This window comes from Paraburkholderia unamae, assembly GCF_003268775.1.
GTDB classification, from domain to species: Bacteria; Pseudomonadota; Gammaproteobacteria; order Burkholderiales; family Burkholderiaceae; genus Paraburkholderia; species Paraburkholderia unamae.
In genome coordinates this window covers 42,272-65,593 of record NZ_QLSU01000046.1, presented here as the reverse complement: position 1 = coordinate 65,593, position 23,322 = coordinate 42,272, and the positions used below count along the sequence as shown (strand labels likewise).

At 60.3% G+C, this 23,322-nt stretch carries 21 protein-coding genes and 1 pseudogene; 19 read left to right on the top strand and 3 right to left on the bottom strand.

Annotated features, from left to right (window positions below):
• The 4 genes from C7401_RS41450 to C7401_RS41435 all read left to right on the top strand — a co-directional run.
• The coding region (locus tag C7401_RS41450) for an oxidoreductase dimerization domain-containing protein (RefSeq protein WP_507763447.1) at nucleotides 1–288 on the top strand (288 nt) is incomplete at its 5' end.
• Nucleotides 289–534: 246 nt separating this feature from the next.
• Entirely contained in the window at nucleotides 535–1,044 is a 510-nt protein-coding gene (locus C7401_RS41445; protein ID WP_112177845.1) for an Lrp/AsnC family transcriptional regulator, read from the top strand.
• 22 nt (nucleotides 1,045–1,066) lie between these two features.
• Nucleotides 1,067–2,215: a 3,4-dihydroxy-2-butanone-4-phosphate synthase gene (ribB, locus tag C7401_RS41440; protein WP_112177844.1), complete on the top strand. Its 1,149-nt coding sequence runs from the start codon at nucleotides 1,067–1,069 to the stop codon at nucleotides 2,213–2,215.
• A gap of 202 nt (nucleotides 2,216–2,417) precedes the next feature.
• On the top strand, nucleotides 2,418–4,055 hold the full coding sequence (locus tag C7401_RS41435; RefSeq protein WP_112177843.1) for an acyl-CoA synthetase: 1,638 nt from the start codon (nucleotides 2,418–2,420) through the stop codon (nucleotides 4,053–4,055).
• Between the two features lie 37 nt (nucleotides 4,056–4,092).
• On the opposite strand, the gene C7401_RS41430 is transcribed toward C7401_RS41435, so the two are convergent.
• Complete coding sequence (locus C7401_RS41430) at nucleotides 4,093–4,941, bottom strand: AraC family transcriptional regulator (RefSeq protein WP_258397437.1); 849 nt, start codon at nucleotides 4,939–4,941, stop codon at nucleotides 4,093–4,095.
• Nucleotides 4,942–5,132: 191 nt separating this feature from the next.
• On the opposite strand from C7401_RS41430, the gene C7401_RS41425 reads away from it, so the two are divergent.
• The 9 genes from C7401_RS41425 (at nucleotide 5,133) to C7401_RS46040 (ending at nucleotide 13,679) form a co-directional block, all read left to right on the top strand.
• Complete coding sequence (locus C7401_RS41425; RefSeq protein WP_112177841.1) at nucleotides 5,133–5,903, top strand: enoyl-CoA hydratase/isomerase family protein; 771 nt, start codon at nucleotides 5,133–5,135, stop codon at nucleotides 5,901–5,903.
• The gene (locus C7401_RS41420; protein ID WP_112177840.1) at nucleotides 5,900–6,679 is read left to right on the top strand and encodes a creatininase family protein; all 780 of its coding nucleotides are present in this window, start codon (nucleotides 5,900–5,902) and stop codon (nucleotides 6,677–6,679) included. The genes C7401_RS41425 and C7401_RS41420 overlap by 4 nt, the downstream gene beginning before the upstream one ends.
• A 250-nt stretch (nucleotides 6,680–6,929) precedes the next feature.
• Nucleotides 6,930–8,120 carry an LLM class flavin-dependent oxidoreductase gene (locus C7401_RS41415; RefSeq protein ID WP_258397436.1) on the top strand — a complete coding sequence of 397 codons (1,191 nt, stop codon included), beginning with the start codon at nucleotides 6,930–6,932 and terminating at the stop codon, nucleotides 8,118–8,120.
• Nucleotides 8,121–8,128: 8 nt separating this feature from the next.
• On the top strand, nucleotides 8,129–8,917 hold the full coding sequence (locus C7401_RS41410; protein WP_112177838.1) for an enoyl-CoA hydratase/isomerase family protein: 789 nt from the start codon (nucleotides 8,129–8,131) through the stop codon (nucleotides 8,915–8,917).
• Nucleotides 8,914–10,821, top strand: a complete 1,908-nt coding sequence (locus C7401_RS41405) for an AMP-dependent synthetase/ligase (RefSeq protein ID WP_112177837.1) — start codon at nucleotides 8,914–8,916, stop codon at nucleotides 10,819–10,821. The genes C7401_RS41410 and C7401_RS41405 overlap by 4 nt, the downstream gene beginning before the upstream one ends.
• Nucleotides 10,822–11,028: 207 nt before the next feature.
• A complete protein-coding gene (locus C7401_RS41400; RefSeq protein ID WP_208949093.1) occupies nucleotides 11,029–11,493 on the top strand; it encodes a flavin reductase family protein in 465 nt (154 codons plus the stop codon).
• A 159-nt stretch (nucleotides 11,494–11,652) separates the two neighbouring features.
• Complete coding sequence (locus tag C7401_RS41395; RefSeq protein ID WP_244315082.1) at nucleotides 11,653–11,943, top strand: hypothetical protein; 291 nt, start codon at nucleotides 11,653–11,655, stop codon at nucleotides 11,941–11,943.
• Between the two features lie 296 nt (nucleotides 11,944–12,239).
• Entirely contained in the window at nucleotides 12,240–12,992 is a 753-nt protein-coding gene (locus C7401_RS41390) for an NAD(P)H-dependent oxidoreductase (RefSeq protein WP_112177836.1), read from the top strand.
• A 216-nt stretch (nucleotides 12,993–13,208) separates the two neighbouring features.
• On the top strand, nucleotides 13,209–13,679 hold the full coding sequence (locus C7401_RS46040) for an SDR family oxidoreductase (RefSeq protein ID WP_309252026.1): 471 nt from the start codon (nucleotides 13,209–13,211) through the stop codon (nucleotides 13,677–13,679).
• Here C7401_RS46040 and C7401_RS46035 read toward each other — a convergent pair.
• Nucleotides 13,639–13,749, bottom strand: a pseudogene (locus tag C7401_RS46035) (pyridoxamine 5'-phosphate oxidase family protein); the annotation flags it as partial. The gene C7401_RS46040 and the pseudogene C7401_RS46035 sit on opposite strands and share 41 nt — an antisense overlap.
• A gap of 287 nt (nucleotides 13,750–14,036) precedes the next feature.
• Between C7401_RS46035 and C7401_RS41375 the strand changes: the two are divergent.
• Together C7401_RS41375 and C7401_RS41370 are read left to right on the top strand one after the other, a co-directional pair.
• The gene (locus tag C7401_RS41375; RefSeq protein ID WP_258397440.1) at nucleotides 14,037–15,290 is read left to right on the top strand and encodes a DNA topoisomerase IB; all 1,254 of its coding nucleotides are present in this window, start codon (nucleotides 14,037–14,039) and stop codon (nucleotides 15,288–15,290) included.
• A gap of 144 nt (nucleotides 15,291–15,434) precedes the next feature.
• Complete coding sequence (locus tag C7401_RS41370) at nucleotides 15,435–16,463, top strand: SDR family oxidoreductase (RefSeq protein ID WP_112177834.1); 1,029 nt, start codon at nucleotides 15,435–15,437, stop codon at nucleotides 16,461–16,463.
• Between the two features lie 15 nt (nucleotides 16,464–16,478).
• On the opposite strand, the gene C7401_RS41365 is transcribed toward C7401_RS41370, so the two are convergent.
• Entirely contained in the window at nucleotides 16,479–17,585 is a 1,107-nt protein-coding gene (locus tag C7401_RS41365) for an enolase C-terminal domain-like protein (RefSeq protein WP_112177833.1), read from the bottom strand.
• Between the two features lie 452 nt (nucleotides 17,586–18,037).
• On the opposite strand from C7401_RS41365, the gene C7401_RS41355 reads away from it, so the two are divergent.
• The 4 genes from C7401_RS41355 (at nucleotide 18,038) to C7401_RS41340 (ending at nucleotide 23,287) form a co-directional block, all read left to right on the top strand.
• Nucleotides 18,038–18,760 carry a PIG-L deacetylase family protein gene (locus C7401_RS41355; protein WP_112177831.1) on the top strand — a complete coding sequence of 241 codons (723 nt, stop codon included), beginning with the start codon at nucleotides 18,038–18,040 and terminating at the stop codon, nucleotides 18,758–18,760.
• Between the two features lie 461 nt (nucleotides 18,761–19,221).
• Nucleotides 19,222–21,018: a thiamine pyrophosphate-requiring protein gene (locus C7401_RS41350; protein WP_112177830.1), complete on the top strand. Its 1,797-nt coding sequence runs from the start codon at nucleotides 19,222–19,224 to the stop codon at nucleotides 21,016–21,018.
• A 68-nt stretch (nucleotides 21,019–21,086) separates the two neighbouring features.
• On the top strand, nucleotides 21,087–22,877 hold the full coding sequence (locus tag C7401_RS41345; protein ID WP_112177829.1) for a glycoside hydrolase family 15 protein: 1,791 nt from the start codon (nucleotides 21,087–21,089) through the stop codon (nucleotides 22,875–22,877).
• 122 nt (nucleotides 22,878–22,999) lie between these two features.
• Entirely contained in the window at nucleotides 23,000–23,287 is a 288-nt protein-coding gene (locus C7401_RS41340) for a hypothetical protein (RefSeq protein ID WP_112177828.1), read from the top strand.
• Nucleotides 23,288–23,322: the final 35 nt, after the last annotated feature.

Genomic DNA, 23,322 nt, shown 5'->3' with positions numbered 1-23,322 from the left:
GTGTTCCCGTGGGCCGCATCGGGCCGCGCGATCGCCAACGGCCGCGACGAGGGCTTCACCAAGCTGATCTTCGACGAAGAGACGCATCGCGTGATCGGCGGCGGCATCGTCGGCCTGAACGCGGGCGACCTCATCAGCGAAGTGTGCCTCGCCGTGGAAATGGGCGCGGATGCGACCGACATCGGCAAGACGATTCACCCGCACCCAACGCTGGGCGAATCGACCGGTATGGCCGCCGAGCTGTATGAAGGCGTCTGTACCGACCTGCCGCCGCCCAGAAAGGCCTGATGGCTATCTCAGCTTACGTTTCGCTAGTGTGACGAATAGCGGGTTTTCCCGCGTGTGGGCGAAAATGTCTGTTTTTGGTGATAACTCGGCTTTTTATCGGAATTTCCCGCGAAGCCGGCTGGCATAAACTCGTTCATCAGGTGCTGTTGTTCGAATGCGTGCTGGAGCGGAAATCGATGTTCTGATCGAAAGCGAACGTTCGAACCTCGGGGCACCCTGGTTTTAGGCGAAGAGGAGACCCGGGCCATGAGCGTTGCGCTGGATAGGATAGACCTTAGCATCCTGAGTGAACTTCAGGAGGATTCGAGTTTGACGAATCTCGAGCTGGCGGCTCGAGTCAACTTGTCACCCTCTCCCTGTCTCGTCAGAGTCAGGAATCTGGAGCGTCTTGGTGTGATCAGCCGGCGCGTCGCCGTTCTCGATGCCTCCCTACTCGGCCTGGGCGTCATGGCGATCGTCGAGATCGGTCTGGAGCGGCAGGGCATGCATGCGCGGGAGAGTTTCGCCGACACGGTGAGAGGCGTCACCGAGGTCATGGACTGCTTCATGATGACCGGGCAAACCGACTATCTCCTGCGCGTGGTGGCCAGAGATCTCGTCGAACTCGAACACATCATCACACACAAGCTGACGTCGCTTCCCGGCGTGGCCAGCGTTCGCTCGAACGTCGTCCTCAAACGGCTTGCCAACAAAACGACGCTCCCTATCGACACGACGCGGCCTATCCAGATTCACGGTCTGGCGCAAGCGTCGTGACCCCATCGCGTGAGGTGTACTCATGAGTAACACAACATCGACCCGTCAGCCGCTGGATTCGCGCGCCGACATCGCTACGGCGTCGGAAATTATCGAAGAGGCGCGAGCCGGTCGCATGTTCATTCTGGTCGACGACGAGGATCGCGAGAACGAAGGAGACCTTATTATTCCAGCCCAGTTCGCCACGCCCGACGCCGTCAACTTCATGGCGACGCATGCGCGTGGTTTGATCTGCCTCGCGATGACACGCGCGCGCTGCGAATCATTGGGTCTTCATTTGATGAGCCGGATCAACGGCTCGCGGCACGAAACGGCTTTCACGGTGTCGATCGAGGCGCGTGATGGCGTGAGTACGGGCATCTCGGCGGCCGACCGTTCCCGCACGATTGCGATTGCCATCAATCCGGAAACGGGGCGCGACGAGATCGTCTCACCCGGGCATGTCTTTCCGCTCATGGCGCGCGAAGGCGGTACGCTCGTGCGTGCCGGCCACACCGAGGCCGCAGTAGATATCGCCCGTCTGGCCGGACTCGCGCCGGCCGGCGCGATCTGCGAAATCATGAACGACGACGGCACCATGGCGAGGCTGCCGGACCTCATCGCCTTTTCACGGCGACATAAGCTGAAACTCGGCACGATCGCCGATCTCATCGCGTATCGCCGACGAACGGAACGGCTCGTGGAGGCCGTTGAAAACGGCAGCTTTACCGAGCCGAATGGAAGGCATTGGCGGATCGTCGTCTACCGGAATCGGGTCGATCAGGTCGAGCATATTGCCTTTGTCATGGGTGATCTGCGGGGAGCTGACCCCGTTCTCGTTCGCATGCATGCGATGGATACCATGAACGACGTCATTGGCGGTCACCACCTCGCGTCTCTACGCGGCGCCGCGCGTTTGCTGGCGGACGAGAACCGTGGCGTCATCGTGCTGATACGCGAGTCGCGCCTCACGGCCGTGTCGGAACGTGTGCGTTCCATGATGCACCCCACGCCTGCCGAGCCGGAACTGCGTGATTACGGAATAGGCGCGCAAATTCTCACCGAGCTCGGCGTGAAGAACATGATCCTGCTCTCCAATCACGAAAGAACGATTGTGGGCCTGGAGGGCTACGGTTTGAACGTGGTGGAGCAGAGAAAAATAGAGCGTATCTGCGACTATCAGGAGGTTTGACGCTGTCCCGTAGTGCCGCCGTGTCGAGGAAGAAATTGGGATCTTCCGCGGGGCGCAGTGGCATTTTTTCAGATGAAGTCGGGCCGCTCAATTGAGAGCGTTTCGTGACTATAAAAACAACTTAAGGAGGATAGATGAGACACGCAGAAAACCTTGGCATCTTCGGCGAGCGCGCGAGCGCCATAGCCGCGGGGCGGCCCGCATGAAAATAACGGCAGACAATCCCTATATGATCGGACTCGAGCGCGACCCGGCGAATTTCATTGCTTTGTCACCGCTGACGTTTCTCGAACGCGCCGCGTCTATCTGGCCGGAGCGCACGGCCGTCATTCATGGCACGATTCGCCGCGACTGGGCCGAAACGTATCGACGTTGCCGGCTACTCGCCGGTGCGCTGCTCGGGCGCGGCATTGGCAAGGGCGATACGGTGGCGATGATCGCGGCCAATACGCCGGAACTGTTCGAGGCGCATTTCGGTGTACCGCTTTGCGGCGCTGTACTGAACACCATCAACACACGGCTCGATGCCGACACGATCGCTTTCATTCTCAACCACGGCGAGGCGAAACTGCTGATCACCGATCGCGAGTTCTCGCCGACAGTGAAGAAGGCGCTTGCAAGTCTTGGCCGCGTCATTCAGGTTATCGACATTGACGATCCTCAGTTCGGAGATGGCGATCTGCTCGGCGAAAAAGACTATGAAGCGTTGCTGCGGGAGGCAACCCACACGGAGTTCTCGCTCGCGATGCCCGAAGACGAATGGCTGGCCATTGCCTTGAACTACACGTCGGGCACGACGGGCAATCCAAAAGGCGTGGTGTATCACCATCGCGGCGCATATCTCAACGCCGTGTCGAATGCACTATCGTGGCATCTGGACGGGGACGCGACCTATTTATGGACCTTGCCGATGTTTCATTGCAATGGCTGGTGCTTTCCCTGGACCATGGCGTTGGTGGCAGGCACCAGCGTCTTTCTGCGCCATACGCGGGCTGAGCCGATTCTCGCCGCCATCCGAACGGAGGCGGTCACGCATTTCTGTGCCGCCTCCGTGGTGTTGAACATGATCAATAACGCCGCGCCGGAGTTGAAAGCGGGCATTCGTCACGTAGTCAAGGTCATGACCGGCGGTGCGCCACCGCCCGCTCCGGTGATCGCCGGCATGGAGCGCATGGGCTGGGAAGTGACGCATGTCTATGGGCTGACCGAGTCGTATGGGCCAGCCGTGCAATGCGTGTGGCGCGAGTCGTGGAATGCTCTCGATCTCGATGCGAAAGCGCAACTCAAGGCCCGCCAGGGTGTACGCGGACCTGCACTCGAGGCGATGATGGTGGCACACCCGGATACGCTGGAGCCCGTTCCAAAAGATGGGCAGACGCTCGGTGAGGTCTTTCTTCGCGGCAACAACGTCATGAAGGGCTACCTGAAGAATCTGGATGCCACGGTAGAGGCATTTGCGGGTGGGTGGTTTCATACTGGCGATCTCGGGGTGTGGCATTCCGATGGCTACCTGGAAATCAAGGATCGCTCGAAGGACATCATTATCTCGGGAGGCGAAAACATTTCGTCGATCGAGATCGAGGACATGCTGTATTCCCATCCCGCTGTTCTGGAGGCGGCAATCGTCGCTCGTCCTGACGAGAAGTGGGGCGAGACACCTTGCGCTTTCATCACGCTCAAAGACGATTCGGTCGTGACCGAATCGGACATTATCGCTTTCTGCCGCGAGCGGATGGCACATTTCAAGATTCCCAAGACCATCGTCTTCATGCCACTGCCGAAGACCTCGACCGGCAAGATCCAGAAGTTCATCTTGCGGGAGCGTGCGCGCCAGCTATGAAAGACGATGCGGTGTGTCGCCAGCCGCCGCGTTTTGATCAAGGCGAAGAAGGATCCATCTTGTCCACTCGAAATTTGCCGGGACTTTGTCCCATGGTCTTCTTGAACATGGTGATGAACGAATTGGGACCTTCATAGCCAAGTTCGAGCGATACGGCGTGAACCGACGCTCCCGCCGACAATCGCTGAAGCGCGATGATGATATGCAAACGCTCGCGCCAGCGCCCGAATGTCATGCCGGTTTCGCTGAGCACCAACCGCGCGAGCGTACGTTCGCTCATCGCATACCGGCGTCCCCATTCCGCGATCGTGCTGCGGTCGCCGGGATTGTCGAGCAACGACGAAGCGATCTGTTGAAGCCGATGATTGTCGGAGATGGGGAGAAAGACGTCGTCGGGCGCCAGTTGCGCAAGCTGATCCAGCAACACTCTGGCGAGCCGACTCGCGGGGCCTTCCTTGGGATAGTCGGGCGGCAATCTGGCCAGTGAACGGATCAACTCACGGATGAGCGGCGTAATCGTAAAGCTGCGGCAATCGGTGGGCAGATCTGCTTCGTCCGGCGGAATGAAGATGACGTACAGCTTGGCGGAATCGGAAGCATGATTGCTATGAGGAATGCCGCCAGGAATCCACACTGCGCCGTTGGGCGGGACAATCCACCATCCGTTCGGTGATCGACACATGACCGAGCCTCTCAATGCGACGACCATTTGCCCCTTGCGATGAACGTGCATCGGCAATTCGTCCTCTTTTCCACTGGTCTCCAGAAGAACGGAAATGACTGGCAAATCGACGGAATCCGGATCGAACGGTTGATAGTTGATCTTCACCTCGTCTGCCATGGCTGGCGAAGTGGACGTACGGATTTCAGGCGTTTCTGGTTTCACGGTTCACTCGCTTTCTGCAACTGCCCGGCCTCGGTGAGTTCATGAGTCGCCGTTCTCAGCGCAACATTCGGTGGGCCATCTGAATGACGCGATTTTAATCCGCCGAATTAACGATGGCTCGGAAAAATCAAAATTAAATTTGGCCTCTCTGCACATACACTAACCACATGAAAAATGACGAGGCATCAGGTATGAAAACCGACGAACTGATTTGCACACACATTGATGCCGACCTCGTGCAGTTGACGATAAGCCGGCCACCGGCGAACGCGCTTAGTGAACCACTCATCACCGCATTGATTTCCACCTTCAGCGACCTCGCTCAGGAAAACGTGCCACCCGGCATCGTGCTCACGGGGGCGGGAGAGAAGTTCTTTTGTGCCGGCGGCGATATCAATGAAGTGGCGGACCATGAACTCGCTCTGTCGCGCATGGAAGCGTTCCACGCGTTTTTGGGGCAACTCGAGCAGTATCCGAGCCCGCTCGTGTGCGCGGTCAATGGCTATGCGGTGGGCGCGGGATTCGAGATGATCCTGCATGCCGATTACGTCGTCGCGTCCGCCGAATCCCGGCTGGGATTTCCGGAGATCAATCACGGCTTGTTGCCCGCGGCAAAAGGCATGCGCCACGCGGCGACCTTGCTTGGTCAACGTGCCGCGCGTTCGCTGCTGTATACAGGCGCGCTGGTCCCCGCTGGCGATGCGCTCGCGATGGGGGCGGTGGACGCGATATCCACGCGTGACGAAGTGCTGCGAGACGCGCTTGCCAAATGCCGCGAGCTTTGCAGCAAAGATCGGCAACTCTTCGCCGCCATCAAGAGAACGCTGCGCGAGAGTTCACAGATGAAGGACGCAGCGCTGCTACAGATGACGCTCGATGACCTGCGTGGATATCTCGGCAACTCGAAGTCCGCGGACGCAAGATCCCAATTTCTGACCCGCAACAAGAAGGCCCAATCGTGAGTAATCTCCAACCACCGGAAACGCTGCATCTCGCGCGCATGACGTACGAGGACGTGACGGCCGCATTGGCCACGCAGTTTGATGGCGTCATCATTCCTTGCGGAGCAATCGAGCAGCACGGACCCCATCTACCCCTGAGCATGGATGCCGATCATGCTGAAGCACTGGCGGTGGAAATCGCCACTTTGCTAGGCCGAACCTTGATCGCGCCGACCATACAGGTGGGATGCTCGAAGCACCACATGGCCTTCCCGGGCACGATCTCATTGCAGGAGCAAACGTATGCCGCGCTCTGCCACGATTACTGCGTGAGCCTCGCGAAACACGGATTCAAGCGCATCTACCTTTTCTCAGCTCATGTCGGCAACTTCAATGCCCTTCATGCGATGTTGCCGGATTTGAGAGAAGCGGTTGGGCCGGACGTCCAGGTTCTTGCCTATACGGATCATCAGGCGTGGCTGCGTGAATGGCGGCTGGCGGTCGAAGAAGCCGGTGGCGATCCGGAATCCGTCGGCGGACATGCCGACATCGCCGAAACCTCCCTCATGATCCATCTCCACCCCGACAGCGTCCGACACGGCCAATTCGTGGCTGGTCATGTGGGCTTCATGACGACCGAGCAATTGAATCTGATGTGGAAGGAAGGTGTGGCGTCCATCTCCCGAAACGGCGTGCTCGGCGATGCGCGAGGATCGTCACGAGAGATTGGCGAGACCTGTCTGCGTGCAACGGCCAGACTTCTCGCGTCGGCATTTGCGGCCGAATCATTGACGTAGAAGGTCCGGCGCGCTGGCAGCATGATCTGCCGGTATCGACAAGGTAGTGACATAAAAAGAATAAAAAATGCTGTGAGATATGCGGCAATATTTATTCAGCAAAGCAAAGATATTTAAAAGTTGAAGCGGTGTCTGTATCGATAAGCATACCTATTGATATAGAAGAGATATTTATAAATCAAGCGCATGGTGATGCTCATAGTTTAACGGCAAGAAACTGACCGAGCCTCGGAAACGGTTCGCGCTCGCCATGATTTTTCAACTTATCACTGTCAAGGAAAAGAAAATGCCATTGAAAATCGGTTTTTGGTCCGAGCAGGAGACACAGGTCGGGCATAGCTACTCGAACAGGCTTCGCGAACTGGTTCGAGAAACACTTCTCGCGGAGCAAATGGGATTCGATTTTGTTGCTCTGTCGGAGCAACACTTTGCGCTTGGCGGCGTGTCGAGTTCGGCTCCTGAAGTGGTTTTTGGTTATCTCGCGGCCGTCACTTCGCGAATCAAGCTTCGTCCTGCGGTGGCCTTGATGCCCAAGGCCATCAATCACGCATTGCGTACCGCAGAGCGATTGGCGGCAACCGACATCCTCTCCAACGGACGGATGGAGATGTATTGCGGTCGCGCCAACACAACGATCGCAATGCGCGCGTTCAACGTATCGCCCGATGAAACCCAGCCGCAGATGGAAGAGGGAATGGCGCTGTTGCGTAAAGCGATGCGTGAAGACGTTTTCACCTTCGAAGGAAAGTATTACCAGGTGCCGCCCCGGTCACTCGTGCCGAAGCCCATGCAAAAACCGTATCCAGTGCTCGGCGTTGCCGCAACCAGCGCGAATAGCCACGCTTGGGCCGGCTCGGAAGGCCTTGCGGTGATGAGCCATGCCATTTATCAGGGATGGGAAAAGCAGAAGGGTCTGCTGGACACCTATTGGAAAAGCTGGAAGCGCGATGAGACCGGACCGTTGCACAAGCCGCGTGCCGGCATGCCGCTCTTCATCGGTATCGGAAAAACCGACCAGGAAGCCAAGGATATCTACGCCGGCCCGATCATGAACTATGCGCGCATCTCGACCGATGCCTATCCGCGGCTCGCCAAACTCGCGGACAACTATGCGTATATGGCGGAAAGCGTGCCCTCGATGCAACGTGCTACCGAGGACTGGGATTACCTCCTGAACGAATCCGCTACGACGGTGTGCGGAAGTCCCGATACCGTCATCCGTCAATTGGAGCAATACGAGAAGCTCGGAATTGACGAGGTGCTGCTGCATATCGACTCGGTACCGCACGAGCAGATCATGTCGGCGATCGAGATGGTCGGCCGCTACGTGATTCCTCATTTCAACGATCGCAACAATATCGTCCGCCCAACGGACGAGTTGCTCGAGAAGATTCGCGCCATGCGCCCGCAGGCCTCGAACCCGCAGCAAACTCAAGGATGAACCTACGTATGAAGACGTCTTCGCGCTATCAGTATCTGAATGTCGAACAACGGTCCTCCGGTGTCGCGATCGTCACGATGAATCGCCCGGAAATCCTGAACGCTATCAATTGGGACATGCACAGCGAGCTGGAACGGGTATTCGTCGATCTGGATCACAACAAATCGGTCAAGGCGATCGTTCTGACCGGCGCCGGCCGCGGTTTCTGCTCCGGCGGCGATCAGAAGTCGATCGACAATGGCGATATCCCGTCGGCGACGCGCGGTGGTCGCCACCTCGTGAGAAACATGCTCGAGGTCGAGGTGCCGATCGTGGCGGCGGTCAATGGCGTAGCCGTGGGTCTGGGCGCCACACTCGCGCTGTTCTGCGACATGATTTATGCGAGCCCGACCGCACGGTTCGCCGATACGCACGTCAATGCCGGTGTCGTCGCGGGCGACGGTGGTGCGGTGATCTGGCCGCTTCTTCTCGGGCCGGTCCGCGCTCGGCACTATCTGATGACGGGCGACTTCGTCAGTGCCGAGGAGGCACTGGCGATGGGCATGATCAACAAGATCGTCGAAAGCGACAAGCTGCTGGAGGCGACGATCGATTACGCGGAACTGCTCGCGAGCGGTCCGCGCGATGCGGTCGTCTGGACGAAATACTGCGTCAACAAGCTCGTCAAGCAGAATGCCCACCTGCTTCTCGATACGTCGACCGCTCTGGAAACGTTAACTTTCAATTCCCCCGAGCGCCGCGAAGCGGTGGCTTCGTTCGCTGAAAAGCGCAAGCGCTTTGGAGACAACTACAAATGACCGTGGCACCGTGGACTTCGGGCAGTCAGTTCGCCACCACCACTATTCCGGCTTTGCTGATCGAGCGGGTGAAGAACAACGCCGAGGCAAACGCCTTCTTTCAGAGGCGTGCCGGAGAGTGGATACCAACTACCTGGAAAGGCTATGCGAACGCAGTCTGTTCCGTATCTGCCGCGCTCAGGGAGGCCGGTGTAGCAAGAGGCGAACGGATTGCCATCATGGGCGACGTATCCCAGGAGTGGGTCATCGCCGATATGGCGACGATCTGCTCGGGAGCGGTCACGGTAGGCGTTTATTTCACCGCGTCGGTCGAGGAGGTCCGCTACTATCTGGAGGATTCAGGGGCAAGACTCGCTTTTGCCGGAAGCGCTGAACAGCTTCGGATTTTGGAAGCGGCCGATACGTCCCGCAGGCTCCTCAAAATCGTGGTGCTCGATCCGGGCTGGAAGAGCACGCCTGGCGAAACCGGTACGAATGTCGTTTCCCTTGCCGAGTTCGCCTTGCATTTTGCTGGGGACGAAGTCGCTTATCTGCGTGAGCAGTCCGAGCTTGCGAAGTCGACAGACCTGGTGAGCCTGGGTTACACCTCGGGTACCACGGGGGCGCCCAAAGGTGCGATGCTGACGCATCTGTCGATGCTGGCGGGCGCGTTCACTTGGCCAACCTTCTGTCCGGCGATACTGTCCGAACCGCAGCGCATGGTGATCCATCTACCGCTTTCGCACACGGTGGCGCGCATTCAGGCCATGACGCTGCCGTTGATGGCGAAGACGGTATCTTACTTCGTCGACGTGTCGGCCGATTTCGCGAAGTGCATTCAGGAAGTCAGACCGACCTCCTATATGGCGCCGCCGCGCTTCTATCAGAAGTTCGCGACCCAGATCATCAACCATGTGAATGGCTGCTCTGAAGCCGAGCAGAGAAACTACAAGCTCGCACTTGGCATAGCTCGGGAAGTACTGGCCGATCGATTGGACGCAGGCAGCAGCGACCCATTCAAGGAACAGCTCTACACCATCTGCCGCGAGCTTATTTTCAAGCCCTTGCTGGCCAGAATCGGCTTCGACGATTTACGCTATCCGTATACGGCGTCCGCTCCAGTGCCACCCGAGGTCGTCACGCTGTTCCAATTGTGGGGCGTCAACCTGAAAGAGAATTACGGGCAAACGGAGATGGTCGGCGGAAACCTCGCGCAGGTGAGTGACTGGTCGAGGCCTGGAAACTCCGGTGTGCCGCTTGACGACGCCGCATGGGAAACACGCGTGTTGCCGGACGGGGAAATGATCGTTCGGGGTCCGGGACTGTTCATCGGCTACTGGAATAAGGAAGCTGAAACGAACTCCGCGTTGCGGGACGGTTGGCTGCATACCGGCGACATCGTGGACGTGGGCGCGGACGGTTCATACAAGCTGATCGACCGAAAGAAAGAGCTTATTAACACCGCCGCCGGCAAATCCATTAGCCCGGTTCAGATCGAAAACGAACTTCGCGAGAGCCCATACATTACGGAGGCGATGGTGATTGGCGAAGGGCGCAAGTATCTGACGGCGTTGATCGAAGTCGACGGCACGCTCACCATGGACTGGGCCAGGACGCGCGACGCTTCGGTCACACGCTACGCTGACCTGGCCACCTCGGCGATCGTTATCGACCTGATCCGCGCAGAAGTGGAAAAAGCCAATGCGAAGTTGGCGCGGGCAGAGCAGATCAAGGCATTCAGGATATTGCCCGAGGAACTCACACCGGAAAACGGGGTGATGACCGCAACGCGCAAGAAGCGCCGCAAGCCGCTGATGGCACGCTACGAGAGCATTATTGCCGGTCTTTACGACGATGCCGAAGAGCAGTTGATCAAAGAGCAGCTTGCCGGTTCAGGGCCGGCAGCTTCTGTTCACCAGCAATAAGAGGCGCCAGCAGCGCAACTGGCAGCGAGAACCCACTGACGGTGCGGCGCTGGCCATGACTGGTGCAACGCCACGAGTACTTCACTGCGTTGCTGCATGGAAGTCCCTGTGGCGCTGCGGTCATGAAGCCGCAGCACCGTTGCGTCAACCGAGAGAGATACAGCCGTGATAGCACTTTCCCCTGACCGCACTACCTTCCGGGAGGCCATGGCCCGTATCGGAGCTGCGGTGAATATCATCACCACTACGACACCTTCGGGCGATGTCGGCATGACGGTGTCCGCAGTCTGCTCCGTGACCGACGACCCTGCTACGGTGCTCGTTTGCATAGGCCGGTCCAGCCGTCAATATGGCCACTTCAGCACGGCGGGCATCATCTGCATCAACGTTCTTTCCCATGAGCATGAGGAGCTTGCACCGATCTTCGCGGGCAAAGGGGATGTCCAGATGACCGAGCGCTTCACGTACGCCAAGTGGATCCGTCTCGTCACAGGTGCGCCGGTGCTGGCAACTGCGGCTGCGAGTCTCGACTGCACGGTGGACCGAAGCATCGACATCGGCACACACACGGTTTTCTTCTGCGCCGTGCAGGCGGTGCATCTTGGTTCCTCGAGATCGGGGCTGGTGTATCACGGGCGCGCTTATCATCGGCTGCTGCAGAAGGAGGCCTGAAACGCCAGGGTTTTGCTCGTTGCACACCTATACCTCACTCTCCCCGGATCAGCATCGCGGCAATCCGCCGGACTATAGGCGCTTATACGGGTCAATGGTGTCGGTCCAATCGAACTGCGCGACGCCGCTAACCATGGATACGACGCGCACTATCCGAAGATGAACGTCGTTCCGATCGACTCCGAGAACTACGGTGCGGTGTCGGTCGACGTGGACCGTATGAAGGACTTCATAAAAGCGGAATGCAGCATGACGGCGGTTCATCTGTTCCCGACCGGCTACAAGGCCACGACGATCAACCTGATTCTCGACGACGTAAAGGCTTATCGTGAAACGCATCCGTCCCCGGGAATTACCGTGCACCTCGCGGCGGGTAACGCGGGCGTACTGGCAGCGTCTAACGACGAGGAGGTGGCCGCAAGCGAACCGGTCATGATGCTATACGTGTAACCGCCTGCTTGAGGTTGGCCTCGATGGCCTCGTGTTGACGAATGGCGCGGCCGGGAAGTGGTTGAAGGTCCAGCAGCGTGAGGATCGCTCGGCGCTGACTTCGGCGACGGTGGACAAAATGGGCGATCCGGTCCTGTTTTATCAGGATTGGGGGGGCTGACCATAGGCACATGCTTCACATCGGCGGTTGCCAATAGCGCAGCACATCCGGGAGGTGAAGTGAATGAAGCGATCCCTCCTTTTCATAATTTCAATTCGGTATCCGTAGTTATTCATAGATGAGGAAAATTATGTCTATGCAGGAAGAAGGAACGCGGCGACGGGTGCTCCTGGTACATGCGCATCCGGAGCCCAAGTCGTTCACTTCGTCGATGTTTCATGCAGCGCAGAAGGTCCTGATCGATTTGGGCCACGAGGTGCGCACATCCGATCTATATGCGAAGGGATTCAATCCCGTTGCAAGTTCAACAGACTTCGGTACGCGTGAGGATCCGGGCTATCTTGTGTACGCTAAGGAGCAGCGTGCGGGACGCATAGGCGGAACGCTGTCGCCGGACATCATCGAGGAAGTCGAAAACGTCCTGTGGGCGGACCTCGTGATCCTGAATTTCCCTATCTTCTGGTTCTCGACGCCCGCGATCCTGAAGGGCTGGATCGACCGCGTATTTCTCTCGGGCCAGTTTTATGGCGGCATGCGCTTTTACGATCGCGGTGGCTTGAAGGGCAAGCGTGCGTGGGTGACCGCGACGCTCGGCGGTCGTCCGCATATGTTCGGCAAGGACGCCGTGCATGATGAAATCGACATCATGCTGACGCATCTGTTTCGCGGCACGTTGGCCTATGTGGGATTCGACGTGTTGAAGCCGTTCTTCGGCTACCACGTTCCTTACATCAGCGAACTGGAGCGCGCCGATGTGCTGAAGCGATTCGAGCAGGACGTCAAGAACTGGCAGACGCGTCAAACGCTTTCGTTCCGTTCGCTCGACGAATTCGATGAGTATCTTTACCCGCTCGCTCCCGCCGACGCGGCGCGAGACGGGTCTATCTGACGCGGATCCTGAGAATTTATGCGGGGTCGCATGAGAGCAAGCAAACGAATGATGACTGTCGCTGTGACGCTTTCGGGGTGCCGTCAAGAAGCGGATTTTTTCGTACGTTAGGGATGAAGGTGGTTCGCTTCCATCCTTCGTTCGGCGCACGGCCGGACCAACTCTGCGAGACATGCAAGCCTCGAGGATTCATCCTGGCCCATCCCAAACGGGCCGATGTGGTGTTGGTTATTTCTGCCCATCCAGCGAAATATGAAAATCCCCCGCAACTCCTTGCTTGACAAGGCTTTGCGTGGCCTTGCCCGGGTTGGCGGCACGGGAATCAGAACGAATATGGCAAGACGATTCGAGAACAAGGTTGTGGCAATCACCGGCGGCAGCGAAGGCATTGGCCTTGCCAGCGCCAGACTCTTCGCAGACGAAGGCGCGAAGGTTTATATCACCGGACGTAGACAAACTCGTCTGGACGAGGCGGTCGAAGAAATCGGGAACGGTGCCGTCGGCGTGCAGGGGGACGCGAGCAATCTCGCCGACCTTGATCGACTCTACGATCGTATCCAGCGCGACAACGGAAGGCTTGATGTGGTGTTGGGGAACGCAAGTCGGTGTGGAATGCGATCACGTTCTGCTGTTCGTTCACGCGCCGAAGCTCGACGGTTCGAACATTGGGAGCGCCATCCAAGCTAATCGTTGCCGCCTGCATTAGCTTGAATGGCTGATCGTCTTCGCTGGCAGCGGTAGTGAGATACAACCACATCTGCGTGTAGATCCGGTCGAGGTTCATTGGGCTTATTCGTGACGAAGCAGGAACCATGGAAAGCGCACAACGGATGCCCAATGCCGTAAGTACCACATCGAAATCCAGCAAGCGGGTAGAAGCGTGGAGTCCGGCAAACGCCGATACGCCGATACTGCACGTAGCAAGGCTATCGGCACGGCGATTGCGCATCGGATCGCAATAAGGCTCTCTCGGGGCGAGTCGTGGCGACAGTTCGTACAAGATCAGTAAGCCGAAAACGTCACAGCACGGGGAGCGGGGTCGCCATATCGCGCACGGAGTCCGCGCCCCCGGGTCTGCGCTACGTCGACGATTCGCGTCCGGGTTATAGACGCGAACGCGTCGGCGACACCTTCGCTTACTACAACACACAAGGCGCCCGCATTCAGGACGACGCAGAGATTCGCCGCATCAATGCGCTGGCCATCCCGCCTGCGTACACGGACGTCTGGATCTGTCCCGATGCGCGCGGTCATTTGCAGGCGACGGGCCGTGATGCCCGTGGGCGCAAGCAGTACCGCTATCATCCGCGCTGGCGTGAAACGCGCGACGCGACCAAGTTCGAGCGCATGCTGGCATTTGGCGCTGCGTTGCCGAAATTGCGCGCGCGGGTGGCGCGCGACCTCATGCTCGACGGCATGCCGCGAGACAAGGTATTGGCTGCGGTCGTCCGCCTTCTCGATATCACTCTGATTCGCGTGGGCAGTGAGGAGTACGCGCGGGAAAATCGCTCGTATGGCCTGACGACACTGCGGAAGTGTCATCTGAAAGTTTCATCTGAGCAACTGCGCTTCAAGTTTCGCGGCAAGAGCGGTATCGAGCACGACGTCGCTGTCAGTGATGCGCGCATTGCGAGGGTCGTTCGACACTGTATGGAACTGCCCGGTCGGGACCTTTTCCAGTATCTTGATGCCGATCGGGCCGCACATACTGTCAATTCGTCGGACATCAACGACTATCTGCATGAGATCACGGCTGCCGAATTTACTGCGAAGGACTATCGCACATGGGCTGGCAGCGTGTTCGCGCTCTCGGCCCTGAGCAAGCTGGAATGGACGACGGTGACACAGGCCCGCGCACACGTCGTGGAAACCATCAAACAGGTCTCACAACTTCTGCGTAATACGCCGTCGGTCTGCCGCAAGTGCTATGTCCATCCGGCGGTGCTCGAAGCATTCGAAGCGGGCGCCTTGGCGCAGGCGCTCCGTTCCGTGCATCGCAGTAGGCTCAGTGCTGACGAAGCCGCGTTGGTCGTTTTTCTCAATAGAGATGCAAGACGCCGCGCGCGCAAGGCATTGCGCCAGGAGAACAAAGACGAGCGGGGTGGTGCGAGCCTCGCAGCTTTGCTGGAGCAGTCGAGGCGGAAAGCGCGGGCTAGCGGACCAAGGCACGGAGTGCAAGGTAAAGCGGCCAAGACGCAGGAGCCCGAAGCGAGCGGCACATTGTCCCAGCCCGCGCGGCCCTCTGCGGCGAAGAAGCTAGCTCGGGTGCGCTCGCGGACAGCAGTGACAGCCGTTTGAGTTGCCCTGTTGAGGGGAGCATTTGCTGTCCTATCCCAGGCAGCTTCGCTTTAAGTTGCCAGGCGCGAGCCATCCAGGCATGCACGATGCGTCGCAGTGTTCTCTGCCCTTAGTCATTCTGGAGGTCCCGTGGGAACGCATCTCATGCCCAAGGCGCCGGCCCGCAGGGTCGTCGTCGTTACGGGCGCAGGCGCGGGTGTCGGCCGCGCCTGCGCCGAAGAGTTCGCGCGCGCCGGCTATGACGTGGCGCTGCTCTCGCGTGAGCCTGAGCGCGTCGTGCGTCTTGCCGAGCAGCTGGAGGCGCTACGAGGCGTTGGCGCCCTGGCGGTGCCGGTTGACATGGCCGATGCACAGGCCGTCGATGCGGCAGCAGGGCGCATTGAACGCGAACTCGGTGAGATCGATGTATGGGTCAATGTAGCAATGGCGACAGTATTCGCCCCGGTCTCAGCGCTGTCTGCCCGCGATTTCGAGCGAGCAACGCAGGTGACCTATCTGGGCCAGGTCTATGGCACGATGGCGGCGCTAGCACGTATGCGCCAGCGCAATCGTGGCGCCATCGTCAACGTTGGATCGGCACTCGCATCGCGCGCTGTGCCTCTGCAATCCGCTTATTGCGGTGCGAAGTTCGCAGTACGCGGTTTCACGGATGCCTTGCGCTCGGAACTGATCCACGACGGACTCGAAATACGGCTTTCGCTCGTTGATCTGCCGGCTATCAATACGCCGCAGTTTGATTGGGCAGCTAATCGCACCGGGCGGCGCGCGCGGCCGGTCGCACCCGTCTACCAACCGGAGGTGGCTGCCCGCGCGATACGCTTCGCGGCAGAGCATCGTCGGCGTACGCTTTGGCTCGGCTGGTCTACGTCGCGCGCGATTGTCGCCGACCTTCTGGCACCGGGTCTTGTCGATCACTATCTCGCGCGAGCCGGATACCGCGGTCAGCTCACTGATGCGCCGCGCCCGGCGGATGCGCCGGAGAATCTATACATGCCCGTCGCGGGAGACTTTGGCGCGCACGGGCGCTTCGACGACGAAGCACAAGACGGGTTCGTACCGCTTTTCACTGAGCGGCACGTTCATGCTGTAATGGGCGGGGTGGCGCTCGGCCTCTTAGGACTCGCGATGGCGTTCGGACGCCTGCGCAGGCAGGTGCGGGCGTGCCTTCGATGAAAGGTTAGCACCTGTTCAGTTAAGGGCAAAGCGTTGACCATCGGCATGCCGGAATGCGAGTCCGTTGCCCAGCCGTGTAAGGTCGGGCGCAATCTGGCCACCACGCAGTTGCGGTGCGCCATCGAATAACATGCCCTCGATTCTCGCGTGGTCGTGGAACCATTCGATGTGTTGCAGGCGTCGTGCCGCGCATGCCACATGCAAATGCAATGCGGGAGCGCAGTGGGCAGAAAGCGGCGCATGCCAGGCATCGCACAGCGCGTCGGCCTGGAGAAATCCGCTGATGCCGCAACAGCGCGTTGCGTCGACCTGCAGCACGTCTACGGCGCGCATATCGAGCAACGCGCGGAAATCGTCCGCGGTATAGCCGTACTCGCCCGCCGCGAGTGCCATGCCCGGAGGAAGCCCGGCTCGCAGTGCGGCTAGGCCGCTGTGGTCGTCCGAGGACACCGGTTCTTCGAACCACTGCACACCCTGAGTCGCAAAGTATTCGGCAAGACGTTGCGCCTCCTTGAACTCGTATGCGCCGTTGGCATCGACGAACAGACCGGCGCTGCCAATCGCCTGGCGCGCTGCTTCCACGCGCGCAGGGTCGTTGCGTGGGCTCGATCCGACTTTCATCTTGACCCACTCGCAGCCGTCGTCATTCACCCAACCGCCCAATTGGCGCTGCAATGTATCGATGTCGTAGGTTGTGAATCCGCCACTACCATAGACAGGCACGCTTTCGCGCTGCATGCCGAGCAGCACGCACAACGGCAAGCCAAGCGCTTTCGCCTTGAGGTCCCAGAGCGCGGAATCGACGGCGGAAATTGCGCAGGCAGCGAGACCCCGACGGCCGATGTTTCGCACTTCGCGCTGCATCTGAAGGTTGATGCGAGCAATGTCGAAAACGTCGTAGCGGTGCACCGCGTCGGCCAGCACAGTGCCTATTAGCGACGCGGCACTCGCATGCGCATAGGTGTAGCCGATACCCGTGAAGCCGATCGCGTCGATCTCGCAGAGCACGAGAGTGGTCGAGCGCCACGCGATGGTGCCGTCAGCCTCGGGGCTGTCAGTGGGGATCGCAAAGGCGCGGGCTTCGAGCCTGGTAACACGCGACGCGTTCACGCCACCGCCCATGGCTTGTCTTGCAAAACATGGAAGTGGCTCGCACGGTGGCCCTCATCGGCGGCGTCAGGTCGCGCTTGCCTCTCGCAACTTGACGAGTTCGCGCGAATGCGCTGGATCTGCGAGTCCGGGCCGCACGTTCCGATGCCCGGCCTCGCCTGCACCGTGCAGCGCGCCCGTAGGGTAATGATCGTCCTCATGGTCTTAGCTCCTCTGCGCAGGTTCGTGAATATTGCAGCGCGACGGGCGGCTTCCGTCGCGCATGCCCCATGCCTGGGCTCCAATACCCGGGGAGAGCGCCCATGGGCACCAGAGTTGCGCGTGTCACGTGCGGCGCGACGGGCACCGAACTCTACGCTGGGTATGCATGCTCGGAGTCGCGATACCGGGGTATGGCGAAGAAGTTGTCTGAGAGCGGGCGGCCCTGACAGTGGTGTTTGGCGGGGCGGAAAGAGGAGGCCGCAATGTCTTTTGATCGTCAGCGAGGCGCAATGGCGGGCGCAAGTTCTGCGCTGTTCGTCGTCTCTCCCCATCTCGACGACGCAGTCTTTGGCTGTGCCGCGCTGCTCGCTGGGTATCCGGGAGCATGCGTCTGTACCGTATTCGCTGGGGCTCCAGACCATCCACAGCATACGGAGTGGGATCGCGCGGCGGGCTTCGGCAATTCGACGCAAGCATTGGACGAACGCTGTCGCGAGGACAATCGTGCCCTTGAGCACTGCGGCGCGCGAGCGCTGCGGTTGCCGTTCCTGGACGGTCAATATGGTCGACTGCCTGATGTCGCCACGCTTGCAGAGGAAGTTAAAAAGCACTGCGAATCTATGCGTGCGGGCGACGAAGCGTTCGTGGCGCCGCTGGGCGTGCGTCACCCGGACCACATGTGCGTGGGCAAGGCGTGGGAACTCCTGCTGTGCACTGGCGGGTTGGAGTCCTGTATCGCTTACGAGGAGGCAATTCATCGCACGACGCGCGGCGTGGTGGCAAAGCGGTTGGCCGAACTCGAAGCAGCAGGGCTGCACGTCACACCACTTGACGAAACCTGGCGCCCGGCACGGCTCGCCGCACGCGCGCTCACGGCCAAGCGCCTGGCCATCCTTGAGTATGCAAGTCAGCTACGCGCTTTTGACGCACGTTTTCCGGCCGATCTGGCAAAACCCGAGCGCTACTGGCGCGTAACCCGGGCATAGCGTTCTTGCGCGGGGCGCAGCGGTCATGAGCCGAGGCCGGGCGAGCAGGCGACGCAGCATCCAAATCGCTCCCCGATGCGGCGCGCACCAGGCGTCAGTTCGCGTCGCACTGACGCATATGTGCCCGGCTAGCCCGCCGCCGCGCACGTACCCGCACGCGGTGCTGCCTAGGGCGGCAAGCCAGAAGCCCAGTCGGCACTCGTATTCGGCGCTCGCGCCGATGAACAGGGCGTTGCGTTCCGACCGCTTTGATGCCGCGCCGCAGCCTCGACGGCCGGCGGTTCGATTGGTGTAAGCCGGTGTTGCGTGTCCATCTTTGAATCGATAGTTGTCACGCGCCTTTGGTGTTTGCTCGCCCTGATGGTCAGATTCTGAACCGGGTGCGGCGTTTGCGCGGCAGGCTTCAGGTGGACCTGTCGATAGTGTCGGATTCGGGCCCATCATATACGGGAGAAAGGCAAATGGCGACGAACACGGTAAGCGACTTCATTATCGAGCGTCTATATGAATGGGGCGTGCGACGCATCTTCGGCTATCCTGGCGATGGCATCAACGGCATGTTCGGCGCGCTTCAGCGTGCGCGCGGCAAGATCGAGTTCGTGCAGGCCCGTCACGAGGAAATGGCGGCGTTCATGGCGAGCGCACACGCCAAATTCACTGGCGAATTGGGTGTGTGCATCGCCACTTCCGGCCCCGGCGCGAGCCATCTGCTCACCGGCTTGTACGATGCACGCATGGACCATATGCCAGTGCTCGCCATTGCGGGTCAGCAGGCGCGCGCCGCACTCGGTGCGCATTACCAGCAGGAGCTCGATCTCGTTTCGATGTTTAAGGACGTGGCGGGCTCGTATATACAGCAGCCGAGCGTGCCGGGGCAGGTGAGACACGTCGTGGATCGCGCAGTGCGTATCGCGCTTTCCCGGCGCACTGTAACCGCCATGGTGCTGCCCAATGACTTGCAGGAGCTTGAATACGAGCCGCCTGCGCGCAAGCATGGCACCGCGCACTCGGGCGTGGGATACGCCGCGCCTGAAGTCGTGCCCCGCGAGGCAGACCTGCGGCGTGCCGCTGAGGTTCTCAACGCTGGACATCGTGTGGCCATGCTTGTCGGCGCGGGCGCCCTGCACGCAACCGACGAGGTCATCGCCGTTGCCGAGCGCCTGCACGCAGGCGTGGCGAAAGCACTGCTCGGCAAGGCGGCCGTCCCTGACGATATTCCATGGGTGACGGGCAGCATCGGTTTGCTTGGTACGAAGCCGACGGACGAGATGATGTCGGCCTGCGACACTTTGCTGATGGTCGGCTCCGGCTTCCCCTACTCGGAATTCCTGCCGAAGGAGGGCGAGGCGCGGGCGGTACAGATCGACATCGACGCGGGCATGCTCAGCTTGCGCTATCCGATGGACGTGAGCCTGGTGGGCGACAGCGCGGCGACGCTACGCGCGCTGTTGCCGCTGCTTGAACAGAAGGAGGCCGCCAGCTGGCGCAACCGTATTATCCATGCGGGCGAGCGCTGGCAACGTGTCCTCGAAGAGCGCGCGCGCGCGGCAACGGGTGGCAAGGTCAATCCGCAGCGTGTGGTGACAGAACTTTCTCCGCGGCTGCCAGACGGCGCGATAGTTACAAGTGATTCCGGATCATGCGCAAACTGGTACGCGCGGGACCTCCAGATCCGCCGTGGCATGATGTGCTCGCTCTCCGGCGGCCTCGCATCGATGGGTGCGGCGGTTCCCTATGCTATTGCGGCCAAGTTCGCGCATCCACAGCGGCCGGTCATCGCATTGGTGGGCGACGGCGCGATGCAGATGAACAATATGGCAGAGCTTGTGACGGTCGCGAAATACTGGCGCCAGTGGGAAAACCCGTGCTGGATCTGCGTGGTGTTCAACAACGAAGATCTGAATCAGGTGACGTGGGAACAGCGCGTTATGCAAGGCGACCCGAAATTCGAGGCTTCGCAGGATATTCCCAACGTCCCTTACCACCGTTTTGCCGAGCTAGTGGGGCTCACCGGCATTTATGTCGACGATCCGGAGCGTCTTGGCGAAGCGTGGGAGCAGGCGCTGACGGCGTCCCGACCTGTCGTAATCGAAGTCAAGACGGACCCCGAAGTGCCGCCGCTGCCGCCGCATGTGACGCTCGAGCAGGCGCGCCACTTCGCACGGACCTTGATGGAGGGCGACCCGGCCGAGCGCAGCATGATTGCGAACACGGCACGCCAGGTGATGGCGAGCGTCATTCCCGGTAAGAAGTCCTGAGTGCGATGCCCGCTCTCGATGTGCTTTGAGCGCGTTGGCGGCGGGGCGCACAGTTCACGCGTATGACCATGACACGCAGCATCGAAGATTACGCGCTCCTTGCAGACGGTCGTTGTGCCGCGCTCCTGGGCCGCGATGGCTCGATAGACTGGTTATGCTGGCCGCGCTTCGACAGCGATCCCTGCTTTGCCTCGATGCTGGGTTGCGAGGGCGATGGTCTCTGGCGCATTGCGTCGGCCGAGCCGCCGCGTCGCGCGAGCCGATGTTATCAAGCGGATACGCTCGTTGTCGAAACCAGCTTCGAATGTGAAGGCGGCAGCGTGCTTGCAATCGACTTCATGGCGGTCGAGACTACGACGCCGTGCCTCGTGCGCATCATTGAAGGTTGCGAAGGCAGCGTCGCAATGCATATGCGCTTGCTGCTGCGCCCGTATGGCGATGGCAATGCGGTTGCGCATGATCGCGGCGGCCAGACGACCTCAGTAATGTTGCAAACAGGTTGTGGCGCAATGAACCTGCGCAGCGACGCCAAGCTCGAAAGCCGGGACGAGTGCCTCATCGAAGCCGTGTTCACGGTTCATGCAGGCGAACGTGTGGCTTTCAGCCTAAGCCACGGCGATACCGCAGTGGTCGATCCCGCATCGGCAATTCCGGCGCTACACGACGCGCAGCGTCACTGGCGGCGCTGGATCGAGCGCTTCGACGACAGCCGCACGCTGTGGCCGCAACCCGTGCGGCGCTCGCTGCTCACGCTCAAGTCGCTGATCTATCGCCCAAGCGGCGCAATGGTCGCGGCGCCGACGACTTCGCTGCCGGAGCTGCCCGGTGGCTGCCTGAATTGGGACTATCGTTACTGCTGGCTGCGCGACGCGAGCTTCGCGCTGGAAGCGCTGCTCGAAGCGGGTTTCCACGAGGAGGCGCGAGCGTGGCGCGACTGGTTGTTGCGTACGCTAGGCGCTTCGCGCTCGCACATTCATATCATGTATGACGTGGACGGGCGGCGCGTGCCCGCCGAACGCAATATCAAGTCGCTTGCAGGCTGGCACGGTGCGCGTCCCGTTCGCTTTGGCAACGCCGCTGCCACGCAGTATCAGCCGGACGTCTTCGGCGAAGCGCTCGATTGCCTCTATCTCACGCGTCGGGCGGGCATCCGGGCGGCGCCCGAAGAAGCCGTGCTCGAGGAGCGTATTGTCAGCTGGCTACTCGATCACAGCGAAAGGCAAGGCTCCGGGATCTGGGAGACCCGCGGCGAACCGCGCCACTACACGACTTCGCGCGTGATGATCTGGGTCGCGCTCGACCGGTTCATCAAGCATTGGTGTGAAGACGGGCCAGGCGCAGGCGACGCGATGGTGCAACGCGCGGAGCGCTTGCAGCGCACGCTTTATGAGGAAGTCTGCACACGCGGCTGGGACGCCCGGCGCGGTGCATTCATACGTAGCTACGGCGAGACCGGGCTCGATTCGAGCCTGCTGCTCATGCCGTTGATGGGCTTCATGCGGGTCGATGACCCGCGTATGTCAGCGACGATCGATGCGGTTCGCGCCGAACTGGGCGAAGACGGACTGATTCGTCGCTGGCGACGCGGCGAGGGCGAAGCGCCGGAAGAAGGCGCGTTTCTCGCCTGCTCCTGCTGGATGGCGGATTGCCTGTATCTGCGCGGAGACGAGAGCGACGCCCGCGCCCAGTTCGAGCGCGTGCTCGCCGTCGCTAACGACGTGGGTTTGTTCGCGGAAGAATACGACGTCCGCGCGCGCACGCTGGCGGGCAACTTCCCGCAGGCGCTCAGTCATCTCGCCGTCGTCAAGACAGCATTGCTGCTGAGCGGCTCGACAAAGGGTCATCGCAGCGGAGGCTAACAGGTCCAGCAACAGGGACGCCACGCGAACGTCTGGCACGTCACGTGCGCTGTAGGAGCACTGCGTACGGAGGATCCCAGACCCGCTGGCCGCATTCTCTTCCACACGACGAGGAGTCCATCATGAAGTCACGTCAATATCTCAAGCCTGTGCTCGTTAGCGTCGCGCTTGCTGCGTCAGGTTTCGCGCTCGCGCAAGGTTCGGCCGGTGGGGGGGGAGGCGGCAGCGGCACGGGAAACGCTGGGGCGACCGGCACTCAGCCTCCGGACGCCGGGGCGAATTCCGCCAGCATGGGTACCGCGCCTAAGCCCATGCATCATACTCAGAAAAAGACACACGCGAAGAAGTCGATGAACGATACGACCAACACGCCTGGCGCGGACGCTAGCAGCGACACCAAGGGGCAGTAAGCATTTGAGGGCGCGCGGCAGCGGCGGTAGCGTCG